This window comes from Mucilaginibacter sp. OK283, from assembly GCF_900110415.1.
In the GTDB taxonomy this organism is placed as follows: Bacteria; Bacteroidota; Bacteroidia; order Sphingobacteriales; family Sphingobacteriaceae; genus Mucilaginibacter.
In genome coordinates this window covers 45,370-65,948 of sequence record NZ_FODR01000018.1, presented here as the reverse complement: position 1 = coordinate 65,948, position 20,579 = coordinate 45,370, and the positions used below count along the sequence as shown (strand labels likewise).

Genomic DNA, 20,579 nt, shown 5'->3' with positions numbered 1-20,579 from the left:
TTGATAATTGGTGAGTCAAATTTAGCTTAAAGAATGTCCTAATGTTTGATTTAAAGGGACTTTCTTTTATACAAAACCGACATTTGTTTATTAATTGGAATTTGTTTCTGAGTATGACAGTATCAAGGTTGATGTTTATTTAACGGATATTTTTACTGTTCTTGAAATATTGCGAGATGAATTACCTAACTGAAGCACAAACTCGCCGGCTTCAACATTCCAAGCTTTTTTTGTTTCGTCGTAAAAAGCCAAATCCCCAACTTTTACATCCAGTTCAACTGTTTTCGTTTCGCCTGGTTGCAGAAAAACTTTTTCAAAAGCCTTCAATTCTTTTTCCGGACGCAACACCGAACTAACAGGATCGCTTACATACAACTGCACAACCTCGGCACCGTAACGGCTACCGATATTTTTGACCACGAATTTTGCATGAATGATATCATTCTTTTCATAGATCTTCTTATCTGCCGAAAAATTACTAAGTACAAAACCAGTGTAAGAAAGCCCGTATCCAAAAGGAAACTGTGGCTGGATTTTCTTAGTATCAAACCAGCGATATCCCACCAAAACATCCTCCTCGTAATTTACCTTCAAATCTTTTCCAGGAAAATTGCCCAATGCATGTGCCGGCGACTGATCAAGCGTAACAGGTAATGTAAAAGGTAATTTGCCTGATGGATTCACCTTGCCGCTTAATATATCTGCCACCGCATTGCCCGCCTCCATGCCGCCATACCACGACCATAAAATAGCAGGTACACGGTTAACAATGCCTGCTAATTTTACAGGCGAACCGGCAATCATTACCACAACTGTGTTAGGATTTGCTTTTGCCACTTCCTGCATCAAAACTTCCTGCCCGTAAGGCAAATCCATATTTTGCTTGTCAAAAGATTCCGTATCAAAGTCATGGTTTAACCCTCCGAAAACAATAACCACGTCTGATTCCCTGGCAACTTTTACAGCTTCCTGAATCAGTTTCCAATCAACATTGTTCGAATTTCCCTGACCCCCGTTGCTGCCTTCTTTGAATGTAGATTGCTTCTCGTAGCCCTGCGCAAAATTTATTTTTACGTTGGCGCCGAACTTTTGCTTGATTGCCTGTAACGGAGTTATTTCATATAACGCTTTTATTTCGGAGCTAAGCCCTGCCCCGCAATGTTTCCGGGTAGCATTATCACCAATAATCGCAATCGATTGTATTTTGTTAAAATTGATAGGGAGAATACCGCCCTTGTTCTGAAGTAACACCGCCGCTTCGGCAGCAGAATTATAGGCTGCCTTTTGATGCTCCGGTGTATTCATTTTTCCCTTTTCACGGTTACCCTCATCAAACATCTTTGTTTTGAACATTACACGCAGCACATTAGCTACTTTTTCATCAACTACCGATACGGGTACTTTTCCTTCTTCTACCGCTTTTATTAACGGATTGGCAAAATACCATTCGTTATAATCTTTTATATCGGTACCCATTTCCAGGTCGAGCCCGCTTAACGCAGCCTTTACCGTAGAATGCGCCGCGGCCCAATCGGTCATCAAGACGCCTTTAAACCCAAACTCCTTCCGAAGAATTTGTCTGTTCAAATATTCGTTTTCCGAACACCAGTCGCCCCTGAATTTATTGTAAGCAGCCATTACGGTATAAGCGCCGCCTTCAGTTACAGCTGCTTTAAAACCCGGCAGATAAATTTCACGAAAAGCCCTTTCGCTCATTTGTACATCAACAGAATCGCGATGCGTTTCCTGGTTATTGGCCACCCAGTGTTTTACACTCACCGCAACATCTTTTGACTGCAAGGCTTTAATGTAAGCAACCGCCATCCTCGAAATAAGGAAAGGATCTTCGCTCATGTATTCGAAGTTACGGCCACCAAGTGGCGAGCGGATAATGTTGATACCAGGACCAAGCAGTACATCTTTTTTCCGGAACCGTGCTTCTTCACCTAACACCAGGCCCTGATTTAAGGCCAGTTGAGGGTTCCAGGTTGCAGCAAGGGCTGTTCCCGGAGGAAAGCAGGTTGCCGAATCAGTCGTCCAGCCCGAATAAGCCCAGTCGTTCCTGTTAATTTCGGCGCGTACGCCGTGCGGCCCGTCACTCAGCGCCAGTTCGGGGATACCTAACCTTTTTATCCCGGATACATAAAACTTAGAATTGGCGTGCAACAGGCTCACTTTTTCCTGCAATGTCATCTGGCTGATGAGGGAACGGATTTTTTGTTCGTGATTGTTATTACTCAAACTTTGCTGTGCCTTTGTTACTCCTACCATCAGCAACATACTGGAAAGCATAACGCAGCATCTTTTTACCACTATTTTAAATATCATTACATTCATGGGTTAAGATTTTTTAATAAAGTTTACCAGGATAACATCATTTTCCCGGATATCAAGCTCCTGGGAATACACGGAATTAGGCTTGATTTCAATTTGCCATTTTGCGACAGGAGAGCCATTTTCTTGTTTTAACTTTTCAACCTGCTGCCTGTTTAACTGTCCGGGCCTGCCCATATCCACATAGCCAGTGTATGCATCGTTCACCCTATACCCTACTTTATAAATTTCCATAGTATATTTTCCGGCAGGTACATGCGATAGATTTATTTTCACTTTTCCTTTTGGTTTGGCGGGCAAATTCTTTATGTAATAAGATTGATTGTTGACAGAATCCGGCAAAGTATAGGTATAATCCCATAACAATGCCTGGATATCCCCTTTATCATTTTTGCAAACCCATGAACGTGTATCGGTATTGGCTAACTCAGTTCCTCCAAGTTTATTCATGAATTTATAAGAATAAAAAGCTGGTTTGTTTATGCCTTGAATGTTGAGTAAACCAAAACCTCCATGGAAAGGTGTAAACCGTGGGCCTGGTTCTTCAAACACATCGGTAAAAACCCAGTACGACATGGAGTTGGCCGCATTCCCAACCTGTTTTAATTTTTCCAGGATATAGGCGGCTTCATGATAACTATCGTGAACAGGATCTGCCGGTGTGTACGATGCGCTCCATTCTGTATAATGCAGTTCCAGGCCGGGTTTCGCTGATTGAGAGATTTGTTTACGGGAATTCAACACATCGCCACTCACGGCCAGCGAATCTTTACTTAATACCGTGCCCGAATTACCATACTCATCCAGAAAGCCTTGGTTTACCCCATAAGAATGGGTACTTACAAAATCGATTGGAATGTTATTTTTGCTGCAATAATTAATCATTTCGGGAACCCAGGCTGCGCCTGCAGTACCTGGGCCACCTACTTTATATTCGGGGTTTACGCTTTTAACCGCCTTTACAGAATAATCGTACAATTTGAAATAATCGGCTTGCGTACCTGTCCAGAATCCGGGAGATAAGTTAGGCTCATTCCATACTTCAAAATACCAGGATTTTACTTCTTCGGCACCGTATCGTTCTGTAAAATGCTGAACAAGGTTGGTAATGAGCGCCTGCCATTTGTTATAATCTTTTGGAGGGGTAACATTGCCACGCCACCAAAAAATTGTCTGGCTTCCACTTGCCAGGGCATTAGGCATAAAACCCAGTTCTACAAAAGGCTTCATCCCAATTTTATGCAGAAAATCAAACAGGACATCTACATACATATAATTATACTGAGGTTTCCCTTTTGAGTCTTCGGTATACACGGCCATATCATCGGTGAGTAAGCCATGCATGCGGATATACCGGAAACCACATTGTTTTCTTACGTATTCCAGTTGTTGCTGCCAGTCGGCACGCAGCCCTTCATTTGCCCGGCCTGCGCCTACACAGGCGTTAAACATGGTATTAAGCTTACCCGATGTTTTGTTTAAATCTACATTAATTGCTCTTTGGCCTTTTACATGAGCCAAAAAAGCGAATTGCGAAATCAGCAGTACCCAAATTGTTTTTTTCATCTATTTGTTAATTCTTAATAAAATCATTCTGTCCACACGAGTACGCCCGATGGTTTTAGTGTTTTTTCCCCAATTAAAACTTTTGCATTATCCGGCAGATTTACCGTGTAATTTTCTGATGAGTAATTTAATGCCGTATAAAAACCATCGCGCCAATAAACAAATACCCCTGGTGGGTAATCCTCCGTTGTGGCACCGGCATCTTTATAAATCTGTCTCAATAAATCCTTTTCTAATTTAGCATCATCGGTATCTACACCGATATAGGTTACATCGCCTTTGCCAATCCGGTGTTTTACCACAGCAGCTTTTCCTTTATAGAACTGGTTATTATAGGTGGCCAGCACCCCCGCAGTATCATTTGGCACAAGCAAATCCGCCCAACTATGCCATGGGTAATGATTTGAATTCATCAGTATATCGCCTTTGCCGTATGATGAAAGCATATCGGTTTGGCTTATATGGGCGCCAATCAGGTTTGAAATTGGTAAGGCAGTCTCCCCTTCCCAAAAATGCCCTCTGCGATCTTTGGTACCCGTGCGGCAGGTAATAACCAGGTGGCCGCCTTTGGCTACATAGTCATTCCATTTTTTCACCAATGCAGAATCAATCATTTCATAGGCGGGAACGATTACACACTTATACTTCGACAAATCTGCCGTTTCCTGAATTACATCAACAGGTGCACCTAATGATCTTGCCGTTTTAAGGAATTTTACCGGGTAATCCCATGTATTCCATTGTCCTGTCTGTCTTTGTCTGTCAATGCTCCAGTAATTTTCTACATTCCACAGAAGCGCCGTCGACCGTGCGGTCAGCTTTGCCGGCATCTTCGCGCCTGGCGTAAATTGCTTCCTCAGTTCTGTTATTTCTTTCATGAACTGCATATAGTCTTTTCCGCCCTGCGAAGGCGTTACGCCATCCGTTTGTATCACACCAGCATGATATTGTTCTGCGCCATATAGGATTTGACGAAAGCGGTACGAACAGGCGACTTTACCTCCAGCTGCAAAACTGTGATACAGCCATAGCCTAACGGTACCCGGCAAAAGCAGGGGATTGTAGCTTCCCCAATTAACTGGACCCGGCTGAATTTCCAAAACCCCTGACACGCCGCCTACAGATTTGTAATATTCTGAAGCAAAAAGAACAACATCGCTGTTGCCTAAACGGAAACCCGATTCGCCAAGATTATCAGTACCACCGTTTGGATATGCCGTGTATGTTGCAAAATCCAGTTTAGCGGTACGGTTAGGGTCGGAACCGGTGCAAACGGCAGTATAGTTGGTGGTAACAAATTGCGTCTTTGAAACGTAGCTGCGTAAAACGCCTGCCTGAAAATCAAGGAACTCTGCCTGGGCATCTGCCGAATATCTTTTAAAATCCAGTAATGCATGGGGATTATTGCCCCACCAGCCTACCAGGTTCGTATTCGGGATGATTACCTGATCAAAACTATTAAACCACTGGCTCCAGAATGCGGCCCCCCAGGCGGTATTTAATGCATCAATGGTTTTGTACTTATTTTTCAGCCACGTTCTGAATGCATCCTGCGATGAGGGACTATAATCGGGAACAGCACCGGGTTCATTATCTACCTGCCACCCCATTACATTTTTGTTCTGCCCGTATCGTTTAGCCATCTCTGCTACTATCCTTTGTACAAAGCCTCGGAATTTCGGATTAACCATTGACTCTAATCCCCGAGTACCATTCTCCGCACGGATATAGTGGCCATCCATAACAAAAGTTTCCGGGTAGTTTATCCGCATCCAGGTTGGCGTGGTTGCAGAAGGTGTGCATAGCAACACCTTGAGATGATATTTTGTGCAAAGCCCCACCACCCTGTCAAGCCAGGTAAAGTCAAACCGGCCTTCTTCGTGCTCCATTTTGAACCAGGCAAATTCAGCCAGGTGAACAAACTCAAAACCCATGTCTGATATCTTTTTTATATCCCTTTCCCATTGGGCTTCACTCCAATGTTCAGGATAATAATAGATACCCGTTGTTACCAAATCTTTTTCGGGAAAAAACCGGCCGGCTTCCTGTGCTTTTAACGCTGCCGAAGGGATTAAGATCCCTAATATAATTGTAGTTATTAATTTTCTCATCAAAAAGGTCCCGGGCTTTTCTATAGCAGCTGTTTTAAGTTGTTTCACCATAAATTTCATTCAGCATTATCAATAATGTCATTTGTTATAGATGCAGGTGACATTGACTCTGCAATTATTCGAATGTAATTTGCACCTTTTCTGTGTAATATTTTAGTTAGCTCCCGTATTAAGCGCTACAATTGTACGTTGATCTTTTACGGAATAGTTTTGCCTGTCCAAAGCGCCACCAGTGTCCCAGAAAAATGGCAACATTCCGTTGGCCTTCGCTTGTTTTGTAATATAGGTTAGCCAATAATCCACCGCATCGTTATGTGTTGTTAAATCTAAAGGAACATGTTTGCTGTTGTTTCGTCTATAGGCTCCATACTCGCCTAACAGTACAGGAATTCCTTTATCGGCAAATTTTGTCTTCATTTTGCCAAAGGCGGCGTTTACATCACTTTCTTCACCCCAGGTGGCATTGTGGTTGGGTTCTATTGCAGAATGGTGCCCGGCCCCCCAATAATAGAACATCTTGCCCCAGTCAGCATCGCCGTCCATCAGGCAAAGTTGATATGGAGAGTAAAAATGCACCTCAACCATCATCCGCGCCGCCACCTGGTCCTGGGGAAGAGCAGTCATCAGGTCGCTGGTTTTATCAATATCTGTTGAAGGCCCCTGAACTACCAGCACCCTGTAGCTGTTCCTACCGCCGGTGGATCGAACCGCATTAACAAAGGTTTGATGATAGCTGGCAAGCGTTGCCATCTTTTCCGCATTGTCTGCATTCGGCTCGTTGGCGCCGGCAAACATCAGGTGTTCATCAAAATCGCGCATAGCTGTTGCAATTTGCTCCCATAGCGCTTTTTGTTTCGCGTTAACAGACTCTTTTTTAACAGTAGTACAATTGTTTTCGAGCCACCCCTCGTCCCAATGTATATTGAGTAAAACATACATATCATTTTTTACACAATACCCTATTACTTGCTTAACCCTGTTAAGCCAATTTGTATCTATGCGCGCTTTGCTTTTATCAGCTAAATGTGTCAAATTCCAGGCACATGGCAGGCGGATGGCATTAAACCCCTGCTGTTTCACAAATTTTATATAATCCTCTGTAATAACAGGACTGCCCCAGCCTGTTTCACCACCAGGGGCTTCAAAAGTATTGCCAATGTTCCACCCCAACCTGATTTTAGCTGCAAGCTGAACAGCATTGCTTTTCATCCCTGTTGAGTCGGGAGCTTTTGGTGAGGTGTTATAAGAAGGATAGCGGGCAGGTCGCGGGAAACCAGCTATCCTATTGTAAGTATTCGCGCTTTTGAATGAAGAAAAAGACGCGAGCATTATTATAGATATTAATATTTTAAAAGAGTACTTAATTTTCATTTTCTCCTAATCTTTACCTAAAAAGATTCATCTGAACACAATTCTGTTCAGATGATCTTTTTTATCACCCACAATAGGTGAATTTAACGAAGGTTTTATATCAATTGTTGGTATGCTTAAAACCCCGCGCCTTTTTTTAGCGAATCTAATGCCTGCCGGTCTCCTATATATGCGGGCACGCCGGTATTTGGCCGCTGAAATATACCGCTGGCCCATAAAAACGGAATCACACCATGTGCTTTGGCTTGCTTTGTGAGATAAGCATAGTAATGCCAGCCCGATCTTAGTGCCAATATCGAATCAGCCGGGTATCCGGTTAATCTCTGAGCGTGATAGTTCGTGTCAAATTCGCCCATAATTACTGGAATACCCTTATCGGAAAATTTTGTTTTAACGTCTGTAAATGCGTTATCCATATAAGCTTCTTCTGTTGAGGCTACGCAATTGCGATCCAGGAAGAGCGGGTTTTTTGTATGAAAGTCTTTCCCCCAGAAATATAATTCTTTTCCCCAGCTTGCGTCCATGGGCGTGGTACTACCGTAGCCACCTAATATGCAAAATTGCGACGGGTTATAATAGTGAAACTCTACCATCATTTTATGAGGTGTAGGGTCGGTAGGCAGTGAAGGTGTCTTATACGCATTAGCCGGATCAAGGTAAGAAGTAAGCAAATCAAGCGACGTAGAAGGCGACTGAATAACTATAGCACGATAAGTATTTTTACCACCGGTCCCTCGCACTGCATCAATAAATGATTGGTGATAACGCATTAAGGTAACGGTTGTTGGTATATCATTCGCATTGGGTTCATTGGTACTGGCAAGTATCAAATGCTCGTCAAAATCCCGCATCGTTGTTGCTATTTGCTGCCAAATTGCCTTATGCTTGGCATTAACAGAATCCTGTTTAGCACCTGTAACTGTGCAATCAATATAACTATCGTGGTGGGTATTAAGTATCACATACATATTGTCGTTAATGCAATATTGAACAACTTCTTTTACGCGGGCGAGCCAGAGTGGGTCTATTTGGGAAGTTTGGTTATTTATTATGTGGTTACTCCAGGTGCAAGGAATCCTTATGGAATTCATACCAGTTGATCTTACCAGATCAATCAGCTGCTGGGTAACTTTAGGGTTTCCCCATCCGGTTTCCCATCCGGGCGCATCCAACGTGTTATAAATATTCCATCCCATTGTCATCTTTGCGGCCAGCTGCGAAGCGGTGCTACCCATGCCTGTTACATCGGGTGCTTTGGCCGATGTGTTATATGATGGATAAATTTGGGCATCTTGTGTTACGGTAATTCGCCTGATTTGACCATTGACCGAACTTACATTTAACACCGTTGACCGGGTGCCGCCGGATGAATTTGCTGCTGCTGAAATTTTAATGGTTACATCACCGCTATTCCCTGATGCTTTGTCTAAATGCAGCCATCCTAAACCGGCAGTATCAACACGCCAGGCAGCGTTGGTGGTAAATTTTAAGTCTACAGTTCCACCACCATCCGGTATAGCATCTGTTAGATTGGAAAGTGTTAGCTGTGCGGACGGCGTTCCCGATTTTTTACAGGAAACCACTACTAAAATTGCAAAGAAAACCCCTACAATTTTATACACCGTCGCTATTTTCATTATCTTCATTTTCGTTTTTATTAAAAAGTTACCTTTTAATTAGTTACAGCGCCGCAGCAACGTGTTGTTGCGGCGCTGTAGGTTTATTTAATTTTTACAATACGGATGTTATCAAATGCACCGTAAAAACCTGTCGCTGTTTTAGCTGTGCCATAATTATGTACATATATGTTGGCAGCGGTGTTTCCTGTTGGCCCCACCAAATCGGCAATTTTAGTTAAAGGAGCTCCCATACCCTCGCCAAGTGTTGGATCACTTGCCCTAAATGATGTTAACGGTATAGTTAAAGTAATCCAGCCCTTTGTTTTGTATGCGGTTCCGGTGTTCCATGGTTCCCATCTGTATATATAGCCACCTGCATCTGTTGAAATATCCAGTGCACCACCATTCCAGTTTTTTCCGATACTTACTTCCATTTTTAAGGCCCAGTTGCCTGGTGCGTCATTAAGGTTAGCCGTCGGCACCCATTGATTTCCTGATAAACGAGTCCCGGAACCACCATACCATTGCCCTTCACCACTATTTAAAATACCGGTATTCAAAAAGATAAATATGGAATTGTTTGTACCCAATACGCCATCAAAGTCGGTGGTGTGTGTAAGCCAGCCGAATGGATCATTTGAGGCTTTATTAATACCACCACTACCTGCCGCCCACCAACCATTCATACCATTAAAACTCCATCCGCCTTCCATGTTTTCGATAACACCGTTTTGTAGATATGTTGCGGTATGAACATTGAAAACAGTAGTACCCGTACCAAACTTTGTAGTAACAGATACCGGCCCGCTTTGCGACGTTGCAGGCGCAACAAAAGCGACAGATTTTAAATCAGTTGATGTTGTAAAGGAGCTAACCGCGGCACCCGCATAACTTAGCGATTGAATATTCTTCAAATAGGTACCATGAATATAAACTGAATCGCCAGGGCTGGCATTTTCGTTGGAAACCCAGGTAACAGTTGGCGTGGCATTTATGGTATCCCGGGCAGTACCGGACTTAGTAGTCACTACTATTTGACTGTTTGGTGTTGCAGCCGGCATACGGAAACCCAGAGAGGTTCCATCAGCGTTTGAATTAAATGAGGGAATTTTAGTTCCCCCGTAAATAAACTGTTGAACCAATACTAAATTTGTACCATATAGATAAACCGAATCGCCCGGATTGGCAAATACATTGGAAATTGCACTAATAGTAGGTGCCGCCGGGCCTAACTTAAAAGAGAAGGTTGCTGAACCTGCTGCTGTAACATACTTTACCGTATATAACTTGGCAGTATCAATTGTTGAAAACTGTATGGGAGGGATTTTCACAACGGCACTGCCGGGGGCTAATAAAGCAATGTTAAAAGAGGCAGGAACTCCGTCAAAATAAATTTGAGTTGCATCTTGCAAATTCTGCCCGGTTATTACCACCCATTGGCCATTTGCTACAGCGCTATGCAAAACCGTATCATTAGGTGATGCTACGTAACTCTTAATGGCTGAAATAACAGGAGGAGCACCGCTGCCGTCAGCATTCTTTTTACAAGCTGGTGATAAGGCCACTATCATGAATAAAAGCGGCAAAAAAAACAAGCTTAGGTATGATTTCTTTTTCATAACAATTTATTTAAAATGGTTCAATTAATAATATGGTACCGGTGGAGCTGCCAATTTCGGATCAGAAGATAATTCAGACGCTGGAATTTGCAATGTAAATGAACTGATGGATGCCGGAACCGCAGATGGAGCAGCAGTAGTATCCCTTGTAGCCTTACGCGTTGTAGCATCATAACTAAATGTTTGGCGGCTGTGAGTGGCATCCTGATCGTTAAGCAACTTCACAGCTGCCATCGGACTGTAAAAAGAATACCGAACCAGATCTATCCAATATTGTCCTTCAAAAGCAAGTTCAATTCTTCTCTCTTTAAGTATTGTAGGACCGTCCAGCTTAGTCACAGGGGTCACGCCGGCCCTTGTCCGCACCTTATTAAAATAGGTTAAGGCATCCATATCTACAGTAATGCCATTGTTACCCAAAATAGCTTCGGCATACACTAAATATACATCAGCCAACCTGAGCACTGCGTCGTGCTCAACGGATGACGTATAAGTCATTGTTGGCGCGTTGTTATCCACTTCGTTGCCAATGATGTGTTTTTTTAAACCAACACCTGTTGATTTAAAACCACCACCTGCAGCATTCAATTCGGGGTAATAATCTCCGTTGAGCATAATAGTGGCTTTGCGCCTTATTGTATCATCAGCCGAGTACATCTTATACAGATCCCAGGTTGGGGCTAAGCCAAACCAGGCACCGTTTTTTTGAGGATTTATAGCATTGCTTGGCGAAAAGGTTAAATACATGTTACCGGTTTCCCAACTCGTTTGATCTGGCGACCACTGAAAAGCAAACAATGCTTCGGGGTTATCGTTGTATTGCGACCGGAAAAGATTATAATAGCCGAGATGGTTCGGATCATCCTGCCCAAGAAGCATTAATCCGCTGTTTTTACACACATTACCTGCGTATTTTTTTGCACTGTCCAGCAATGCTTGGTTGCGCTGCCCTTCCTGTTTGCTGCCCACACCAGCCATTGTTAAATACACTTTGCCCAGCATTCCCTGCGCCGACCAGGTGGTTAACCTGCCTTTGTCATCTTTTAAAGGGAGGTTTCGGGCGGCATAAGTTAAATCGATGGTGATAAATTTAAATACATCAGCAGTAGTATTACGACTAAGCATGGGGTTGCTTATTAATTTGGAATTGTCCTCAATAATAGGCACAGCGCCCCAATAAACGGCGAGGTGATAATAGGCTACCGCACGTATGAACTTTGCTTCGGCAATAGCAGCATTTCTGGTTGCCTGCGGGATAGATGCCGACGCTGTTTGCTGTATGGCATTAATAACATTATTGCATTGACCGATCACGATATACAAACCTGTCCAACCCTCATTTAAAATGCCATTATTCGCCGTAATTGTACGACTAAAAAGCTGCCCCATATCGTCGTTATAGCCTACGTGACCGGTACCGCTCAATATATCGCCCAATTGCAGCAAAGCATTATAATGCCATTGGCCCCAAGGCGCACCTCCATACAGACTGGCAGTAGCCAACCTTAAATCGTTGGGGGTTTTGTAAAAATTAGTAGAGCTGATTTGTGAGTTGGATGGACGGTTCAAGAACTCCTTTTTACATCCGGCAATTGCTGCTCCGAATAGCAAAAAAAGTGCAATTTTATTAATTGGTTTCATAAAATATCTTTTTAAAATTGGTAATCATTTTATTTGTTAAAGGTTAGGCTTGCACCAATAGTAAATACGCGTGGCATAGGATAGTTACCGCCATCCACACCGCCCTGAAGGGGATTCCATGTACCAATTTCAGGATCCATCCCTTTATATTTTGTGATTACAAATACGTTGGATACGTTAGCGTACACACGGACTGAGTGCAAAAATATTTTCGACAACATGCTTTCCGGAAAACTGTAATCTAACCTGATATTTTTACAACGAAGGAATGAAGCATCTTCGATCCACAAAGTAGAAGGGCGATTATTATAATTGGTGACGTTATCCTGTCTTAAACCTACAACCGATGTATTCGGGTTTGAAATATACACGTTGTTAATATCAGATGATGAACCTTGGGGATTTACCATAGCATATTTCGCGTAATCTAATACCTGGACAAAATAGGATGTGTTATTTTGTGAACTGGTTTGTGATACAGCCAATTGGTTATAAACTTTGTTGCCATAACTACCACTGAAGAAGATATTCAGGCCGAAATTTTTGTAGGTAAATGAGTTGTTGAACCCATATTGGAATTTAGGCAGAGGCGAGCCCAGGAAAGTTTGGTCTCTGGTATCGATAATACCATCGCCATTCAGGTCCTTAAACATACGGTCGCCGTACCAGATACCGCCAAAAGCAGGTGTAATTGGATAAGGTTTTCCGCTTTGATCAGCAGTCCGGGCATGGTTTTGAAAGTCACTTGGCTTTGCAAATATGCCATCATATAAGTAGCCATAAAATTCGCCGATTGACTGCCCTACTACGGTTTTTTGAACCGAAGTTGTTAAGCTGGCATCACTTCCGCCAGAACCTAAACTGAGTACTGTGTTCACATTTCGTGAAAAGGTAAAATCACTTTTCCATGTAAAGTTTTTGCTGTTGGTATTAGTAGTGCTAATACGGAAATCAAACCCCCTGTTGCGAATAGAACCAACGTTTACATAAGGTGCAGCCATGGCCCCCGGCGACCAATTCGTAGTAGTACCGCTAAATTCAGGAAGCGGAATTTTTAATAAAAGCCCGTGTGTTTCGCGGTCGTAAGCATCAAACGACAAGTTTATGCGGCCGTTAAAAAACGTTGCGTCAAGCCCGGCATTATAATAATTTGTTTTTTCCCAGGTTACGTCTGGATTTGGCAAATTGCTTTGAAACTGCGAAACACCTGATAAACCGGTAGGAACTGTTGTAAGTTGGGTTGTATAAGTATTGCCCGGTATACCCTGGTTGTTGGTAAGCCCATAACCAAGTCTCAGTTTCAATTCATCTATAGATTTTACACTTTTTAAAAACGCCTCGTTATTAATTTTCCAGGCAAATGCTCCTGAATAGGTAACAGCCCAATTACGGTCAACCGGAAACTTTGAAGAACCATCGTTGCGCAGGTTACCAGTGATCAGATATTTATCGTCCCAGGAAAAATTAACCCGGCCGAAATAAGATTCCGATGAGCCACCGGGACCATGATCGCCACCATTTGTTACAACTGTAGGATCACCGGCACTAATAGCCTGCACATTATTTGAAACGAAATTTTTACGCCCGGCGCTTACATTTTCGTAATAATCTGTATTTGCTTCGTGCCCTCCTAAAATATTGAATTTAGATTTCTTGAAATTATGGTTAAAAGTTAAATATTGGCGCCAGGTAGTGTTGTAGTCGTGATTAATATCCGAGCTGGCGCTGTTAACGGGGTTGGAGACATTAACAGATGCGTTACCAAATATAAAAACCGGATTAAAAGCATCGTGGGTACCAAATGTAAAGTTACCAGATACTTCTGTACGGAATGACAAATCTGTAGTAAACTGTATTTCGGCATAAGCGTTGGTATACGCTTCATATCTTGCAGATTCGTTTTTTAAAAGCGAGGCTATGCCTACAGGGTTTGCAACAGGCGGTACCCAACCATCCGTGGCAACAACACCGCCATATGAACCATCGGCGTTTTTTACCGGAACATCGGGTGTCATGCTTAACGCTTGGCCAATTACACCGCCATCAGTGGAAACTGTGTTTTCATAAACACGAAAAAACTGAAGGCTGGTTCCCAGTTTTAACCATTTAGTGGTCTTAGTGTCCAGGTTCAAACGTACCGAGTATCTTTTGAAAGCGGATCCAAGCGCTATACCTTGCTGGTTGAAATAAGACCCCGATATATAATATTGGGTTTTATCATCACCACCGCTTACAGAAAGTGTATGACTGGTCATCGGCGCTTTACGGAATAATTCACTTTGCCAGTCGGTACCCTTACCTAAATATTGCGGATTGGCTAATTCTGGCCTTGTACCGTAGCCCCAAACTTGTGCGCGGGCATTCAAAAATGTTGCCAACTGTTGTAAGTCCACGGTAGGGAGCCTGTTACGAATCTCCTGGTAACCGGTATAAAAATCGTAATTTACTGTTGGGCGCCCTGCTTTACCTCTTTTTGTGGTAATAACGATAACACCATTGGTAGCCTGAGAACCATATATGGCAGTTGCAGATGCATCTTTCAATACGTCGAGTGATTCGATGTCGTTAGGATTGATACCACTTAAGGGATTGGAACCGTGACCAGGGTCGGTAGCCGGAGGAATAATAACACCATCTATAACAACCAACGGCGCATTAGCGCCTGATATTGAGGATACACCACGTATCTGAATAGATACGCCACCACCAGGCTGACCTGATATCTGCTGCACTACTACACCTGCAACTTTTCCCTGCAGGGCCTGGTCAAAAGTAGTGGGTTGTGTTAAGCGCAATTCGTTACCCGATATGGAACTTATGGCCCCGGTATTATCTTTTCTTTGTACCCTGGCATAACCAATAACCACCGCCTCATTTAAGTTACTGGATGTTGAATTCAGCCTAACATTAATTGCTCCGGCTTGTTTAACAGTTACTTCCCGTTTAGCAAAACCTAAAAAGCTAAAAACTAATACTTTGCCTGGCTCAGCAGCTATTGTATAGCTACCATCAATGGTGGATATAGATCCAAGGCCCGTCCCTTTAATTTTAACACTTGCTCCCTGTATTGGCTGACCATCGTCGGCACTTGTTATTTTACCCGTAATGTTTACGGTTTGTGCATGGGCAGAAATATAAAAAAATATGCCCGCGATAATTAATGAAATCTGGTATTTCACTCTCTTTTGTAAATTTTTATCCATCTGGTAATAGGATTTTAAGGTTTGATAATTGATTCATTTGTTTTTTGGTTAGTGCTTAATTGGTTTTTTTTTCATTCATAATTTATTTTTGTTATCATAATCTTTTTGGATAAACAAATACCCAAAAACAACTTTTTGAAACTATTTGCTGTTGGCTTCCTCATATAAGACGACTGCCCGAACTATCAGTTAAAAAACTTCAGGTACAGCCAGACACATGATTACGTAATTCAAAAAATTAGTTAACTGTTGGTCCTATTGGTAATTGGTGGAACATCTTACAAAAGCAATATCTTTAAATACATTACACTTATATTCCAGGGGATGAAACTATGGTAACTTTAAAAATGGAAAGTGGCAGAGTTGAGTAAAAATATAGACCAAATGTTCAAACGACCATAACTCATTTAAAATAAACAAATTACAAATCAAAACATAGTCATTACACCTTATATCACGACAAAAACTTATATAGTAATTCAGGGCCACGGAATCCTTGAAGGACTTTGTGGACTATTAGCTAATTGGAGCCAAACACGAAATGGATAACGGCGTTACAACGACGTGAAACAGGGCGAACGTATCTAAATAGTTAACGGCGATAAGCTGTTATTTAATTATAGCTAACGGAATAAGCTTATAGCGTCGCGAAGATATAAGCATCAAACGATACCTTGTTTCTATTGGCTGATCCTGTTTAAATGCCCCAGTTACCAAAGGGAATTGTAATGGCCAACAACCGGTACAAATATTGGGATTCGGCTAAATTACGCGGTCATTTAGTGTTAACCATGTTAAAATTCAAAGTATTGATTATCAAATATTTATAAAAAATATATTTGAAATGTGTTAAGTTATGTTAACCCAATTAGATGTGTTTGCCCTGCTTTGTGAAAGCTATTGTTCATCAGCTTCGGATAGTTTCTTTTGGCGGATAGAACTGATATAGGCAGAAGGAAGAGTCTTATACTCATCCTTGAATAACTTTGTAAAGTATTTGGGGGTATTGAAGCCAACTTCGTAACAAATCTGGCTAATTGTCATTTGGCTATTCTCGAGTAAATACACCGCTTTTTTTAGCCTTATTGAACGGATAAATTCAACCGGGGATTTGCCCGTAAGCATCAAAACTTTATTATACAACGATCCGCGGCTCATGTTCATTTTGCGGCTCAATTCTTCTACCGATAGGCTATCATTTAAGATATTAAGTTCTATATATTCTACTATACTCCTTAACAGTTTCTCATCTTCATTTGGCAAAGGTGTTTCCTGTAATTGCACATCCATTTGTTTTTTGTATGTCCTTTTATAGGTATCCCGAAGGGTTAAGATATTTTTGATTTTTGAAAGAAGTATTTCGAAATTAAACGGTTTTGTCATGTAATCATTAGCACCAATTTCCAAACCTTTTATTTGTTCTTCATCACCCGTTAATGCGGTTAGCAAAACAACGGGAATGTGCGATGTACGTTTATCATTCTTTAGTTTTTTGCATAACTCAATTCCTGTCATCTCGGGCATACTGATATCGCTTACAATAATATCCGGATGTTGCGAAAGAGCTTTCTGCCAGCCTTCCCTTCCGTTTGAAGCTTCGATTAAAAAGAATATTTCTTTTAAATTGTCTTTCAGGTAAAAACGAAAATCATCGTTATCCTCAACTAAAAGAACCACCGGCATTTTATTTGCCCGTTGCTGTTTTGGTACGGTTTTAATTTCATTGTGGCTATCTTCACCCGGATTCTCAATATCAGCCTCGTCGCCGGCTACTATATCCGTTTCCAGCCCTGCATAAATAACAAATGGCAGTTTAATGATAAAACAGCTGCCGTGATCTGGCACACTCTCAACCGTTATTTCTCCTCCATGCATCTTCACAAACTCATGTGTAATTGCCAGGCCGATGCCGCTGCCTTGATTAATCATCGATTCAGGAATATCGTGTTGAAAAAAACGCTCGAAAATTTTACCTTGTTTTTCAAGCGGAATACCAATACCAGTATCAATCACCTTAATCTCAAGCGGGGCGTCAGCGGTCTTCCCATCCACATTGAGCAGAACGCTTACCTGGCCGCCGGATGGCGTAAATTTAAAGGCATTTGATAGCAGGTTAAACAATATCCTTTCTATCTTATCATGGTCAAAGCTGGTAAACAACGAATCAATCGTGGTATCGAAGACAAAATCAATCCCTTTTTCTTCGGCAATATCTGTAAATGACATGCTTATTTCGCTGATGAATTTCACAATATCGCCGGGCTTGCTATGCAATTTCAACTCCTGAACTTCCATCTTACGAAAATCAAGCAGCTGATTTACCAGGTTTAATAATCGTCTGGCATTCTTTCTTATCATGCCCAACTGTTGTTTCTGTTCCTGGTCGGCACGGGTAAGCATTTTATCAACCGGCGCCATGATCAGCGAAAGGGGTGTTCTGAATTCGTGGCTTACATTTGTTAAAAATTTAGTTTTCAGTTGGTCAAGCTCCTGCATACGCTTAACCTCCTTACGCTCCTGTTCGATTAGTAATTTTGCTTCCTGCTTTTCCTGTTCAGCCGTGAATTGTCTTTTTATTTTTTGTATACCGCGTTGCCGGATAAGCAAAAGGATGCCCAGAAACAGTACGACGTAAACAACATATGCAAAAGTTGATTTCCAAAATGGCGGCAATATTTTGATCTTTAACAAAATATAATTGGGATTCCAAGCGCCCCCGGAATTGGATACCCGCACCTTAAATACATAATCCCCCCCATCCAGGTTAGTATAATTAGCCTTTCGTGTCCTACTATCTGCATTTACCCAACCTTTATCAAATCCCTCCAGCATATACTGATATTTTACTTTACCGGGGTTGAAAAAATCAAGGGCGGCAAATTCTATCGAGAAAATATTTTCGCTGTGATTAAGTATGATATTGTTAGTTAACGATATTACTTTTGATAGCACTACGTGCCCGTTAATAGCCTCATTGGCTGATACACTTTTATTGAATAGCTGAAAATCGGTAAATATTAATTGTAGCTTATTAACATTGGGTTCTAAATTTTTAGGGTCAAAAATATTAAAACCGTCAACACCTCCAAATATCAATTCGCCGCTGTGTGTTTTTAAAGCGGAATTCATATTAAATTCACGGCCTTGCAAGCCATCCGTTTCGTCAAAATTTTCGAACCGGAAATTAAAACCAGTCGCCTTTGGTGTTAAGGTAATATGGCTCAACCCATTTGAAGTGCTTACCCACATCGTTCCTTTATTATCTTCCAGCGTATTCGATATTGAATTCGCCGGCAGTCCATTTTTTTTGGTGAGCGATGTAAAAGTATTTGTATTGGGATTGAAAACGCTTAACCCACTTGCCGTTGATATCCATATCAAACCACGGCTATCCTCATTGATATTGTTTACCATGTTGTCAAGTAAACTATTGGTATTACTACCATTTGAGCTGTAGTGAGTTACTCCTTTGCCATTTTTTAATATTACATCAATACCCAAATATCCTCCGGTCCATATGTTGCCCCGCTTATCCTCAAACATGGTTATTATCATGGGTGACTTTATTTCACCCTGTTTAAAAGGATGGTAAAATATATTTTTGGACCTGTCGAAAATTTCAAGCCCGCTTGCAAACGTCCCTATCCATAAACGGTGCGACGAATCTTCCAAAATGCTCCATACCTTGTCTTCGGCAATACTGTTGGCTAATTTATCATCATGTTTGTAATGGGTAAATGTGGTTCCGTCAAAACAATCCAACCCGCCAAAATAGGTACCTATCCATAATTTTTGATCATGATCAACACATAGGTCAACAATAATGTCACTACTCAAACTATTTGCGTTTCCCGGGTCATGCTTATATTGGGTAAACTTGCCTGTTTTGCGGTTAAAATAAATCAGGCCGCCACCATTGGTGCCAATCCACAAGTTTCCCTGTTTGTCTTCTATAAATTTGTAAACATCGTTAAAACTTAAACTACCCGGGTCTGAGGCAAAATGCCTGTATAGAGGAAACCTAATGATGTTTTTATGGTAATAACTTATCCCCTTTTTAAAAGTACCGGCCCATATAATACCTGAAACATCCTTGTAGAGTATTGCACTGTTTTGCTTTAATGATGTGGGGTCATCTTCGCGGTTAAGCAGGTAGGTGATTTTAAAGTTCTTTTTGTCCAGTATATTTATACCACCATGGTCAATGGCAATCCATATCAGGCCGTCATCGGCCTGAATAATACTGCTAATGGCATTCCCTTTTAACTTTGCCCCGGCCGATTCCCTATCGATATGCCGCAAAATGCCCGTTGAAGGTTTATAGTAAAACACACCATACCCACCGTATGGTGCATAAAACCACAAATCATTATCGCTATCGACCGTTAAAGAGTAGGCCCCGTTTTTATTATTGGTTGCCTTATTAAAAACATCCGTGCGGTAGCCAATTTTGTTGAGCTTAACATCAAACATCTCTACCGTGCCCTCGCTGTAAACAATCCATACATTGCCCTTCGCATCAGTGGTAATGTCGGCAATGGAATTTGCGTATAACGATGGCATGGAATTAACGCTATGATAATAGCGTTTGGTTTGCCTGGTTATAGCATTGTATCTGTAAATACCATCGGGGAATAAGAACCAGAAATCGGCAGGGCCCGACCGCACTATTTTAGAAACATTGGAAGAAGCGGGGAGCTTTAAAGAACGGAGCAACGGCTGCATATCACTGCTAAATCGCTCTGTTTCGGGATCGTAAAAACAAAAACCGCTGCGGCTAAATATCCACAACTTTTTATCAGGGCCTTCAAAAATTTTGTCTACATAATCATTATTAACAGACGTTTTACTATTTACATCATGCTTAAATACTTTAAATGTGTAACCATCATAGCGGTTGAGGCCAGCTGCAGTGCCAAACCACATAAAGCCCTTCGAATCTTTAAAAATGCAATTAACCTGGTTGTGCGATAAGCCATCGCTAATATCGAGGTGCGAAAACCGGTACTGGCTGCTTTGCCCAAAAACATTTATACATCCAAAAATTAATGTAACTAAAAGGAAAAAATAATATTTTACGCGAATGGAGATCATTATCGAAAGCCCAAAATCAAC

At 41.7% G+C, this 20,579-nt stretch carries 9 protein-coding genes; all 9 read right to left on the bottom strand.

Features of this window, described 5'->3' with window-relative positions; all coding sequences use genetic code 11:
* Positions 1-135 precede the first annotated feature (135 nt).
* The 9 genes from BMX56_RS27750 to BMX56_RS27710 all read right to left on the bottom strand — a co-directional run bounded on the left by BMX56_RS27750 (position 136) and on the right by BMX56_RS27710 (position 20,558).
* Positions 136-2,337, bottom strand: a complete 2,202-nt coding sequence (locus tag BMX56_RS27750; protein WP_090652974.1) for a glycoside hydrolase family 3 C-terminal domain-containing protein — start codon at positions 2,335-2,337, stop codon at positions 136-138.
* A gap of 3 nt (positions 2,338-2,340) precedes the next feature.
* Positions 2,341-3,900: a GH39 family glycosyl hydrolase gene (locus BMX56_RS27745; RefSeq protein WP_090652973.1), complete on the bottom strand. Its 1,560-nt coding sequence runs from the start codon at positions 3,898-3,900 to the stop codon at positions 2,341-2,343.
* 23 nt (positions 3,901-3,923) lie between these two features.
* The gene (locus BMX56_RS27740) at positions 3,924-6,011 is read right to left on the bottom strand and encodes a beta-galactosidase (RefSeq protein WP_255369943.1); all 2,088 of its coding nucleotides are present in this window, start codon (positions 6,009-6,011) and stop codon (positions 3,924-3,926) included.
* A gap of 153 nt (positions 6,012-6,164) precedes the next feature.
* Entirely contained in the window at positions 6,165-7,340 is a 1,176-nt protein-coding gene (locus tag BMX56_RS27735; RefSeq protein ID WP_255369942.1) for a glycoside hydrolase family 5 protein, read from the bottom strand.
* A gap of 158 nt (positions 7,341-7,498) precedes the next feature.
* Positions 7,499-9,028, bottom strand: a complete 1,530-nt coding sequence (locus tag BMX56_RS27730; RefSeq protein ID WP_090652971.1) for a cellulase family glycosylhydrolase — start codon at positions 9,026-9,028, stop codon at positions 7,499-7,501.
* Positions 9,029-9,102: 74 nt separating this feature from the next.
* Positions 9,103-10,620 (bottom strand): glycan-binding surface protein, encoded by a 1,518-nt coding sequence (locus BMX56_RS27725; protein ID WP_090652970.1) that lies wholly within the window; start codon positions 10,618-10,620, stop codon positions 9,103-9,105.
* A gap of 24 nt (positions 10,621-10,644) precedes the next feature.
* The gene (locus tag BMX56_RS27720) at positions 10,645-12,261 is read right to left on the bottom strand and encodes a RagB/SusD family nutrient uptake outer membrane protein (RefSeq protein ID WP_090652969.1); all 1,617 of its coding nucleotides are present in this window, start codon (positions 12,259-12,261) and stop codon (positions 10,645-10,647) included.
* A 29-nt stretch (positions 12,262-12,290) separates the two neighbouring features.
* Complete coding sequence (locus BMX56_RS27715; RefSeq protein WP_090652968.1) at positions 12,291-15,464, bottom strand: SusC/RagA family TonB-linked outer membrane protein; 3,174 nt, start codon at positions 15,462-15,464, stop codon at positions 12,291-12,293.
* A gap of 897 nt (positions 15,465-16,361) precedes the next feature.
* Positions 16,362-20,558: a hybrid sensor histidine kinase/response regulator transcription factor gene (locus BMX56_RS27710; protein ID WP_255369941.1), complete on the bottom strand. Its 4,197-nt coding sequence runs from the start codon at positions 20,556-20,558 to the stop codon at positions 16,362-16,364.
* Positions 20,559-20,579: the final 21 nt, after the last annotated feature.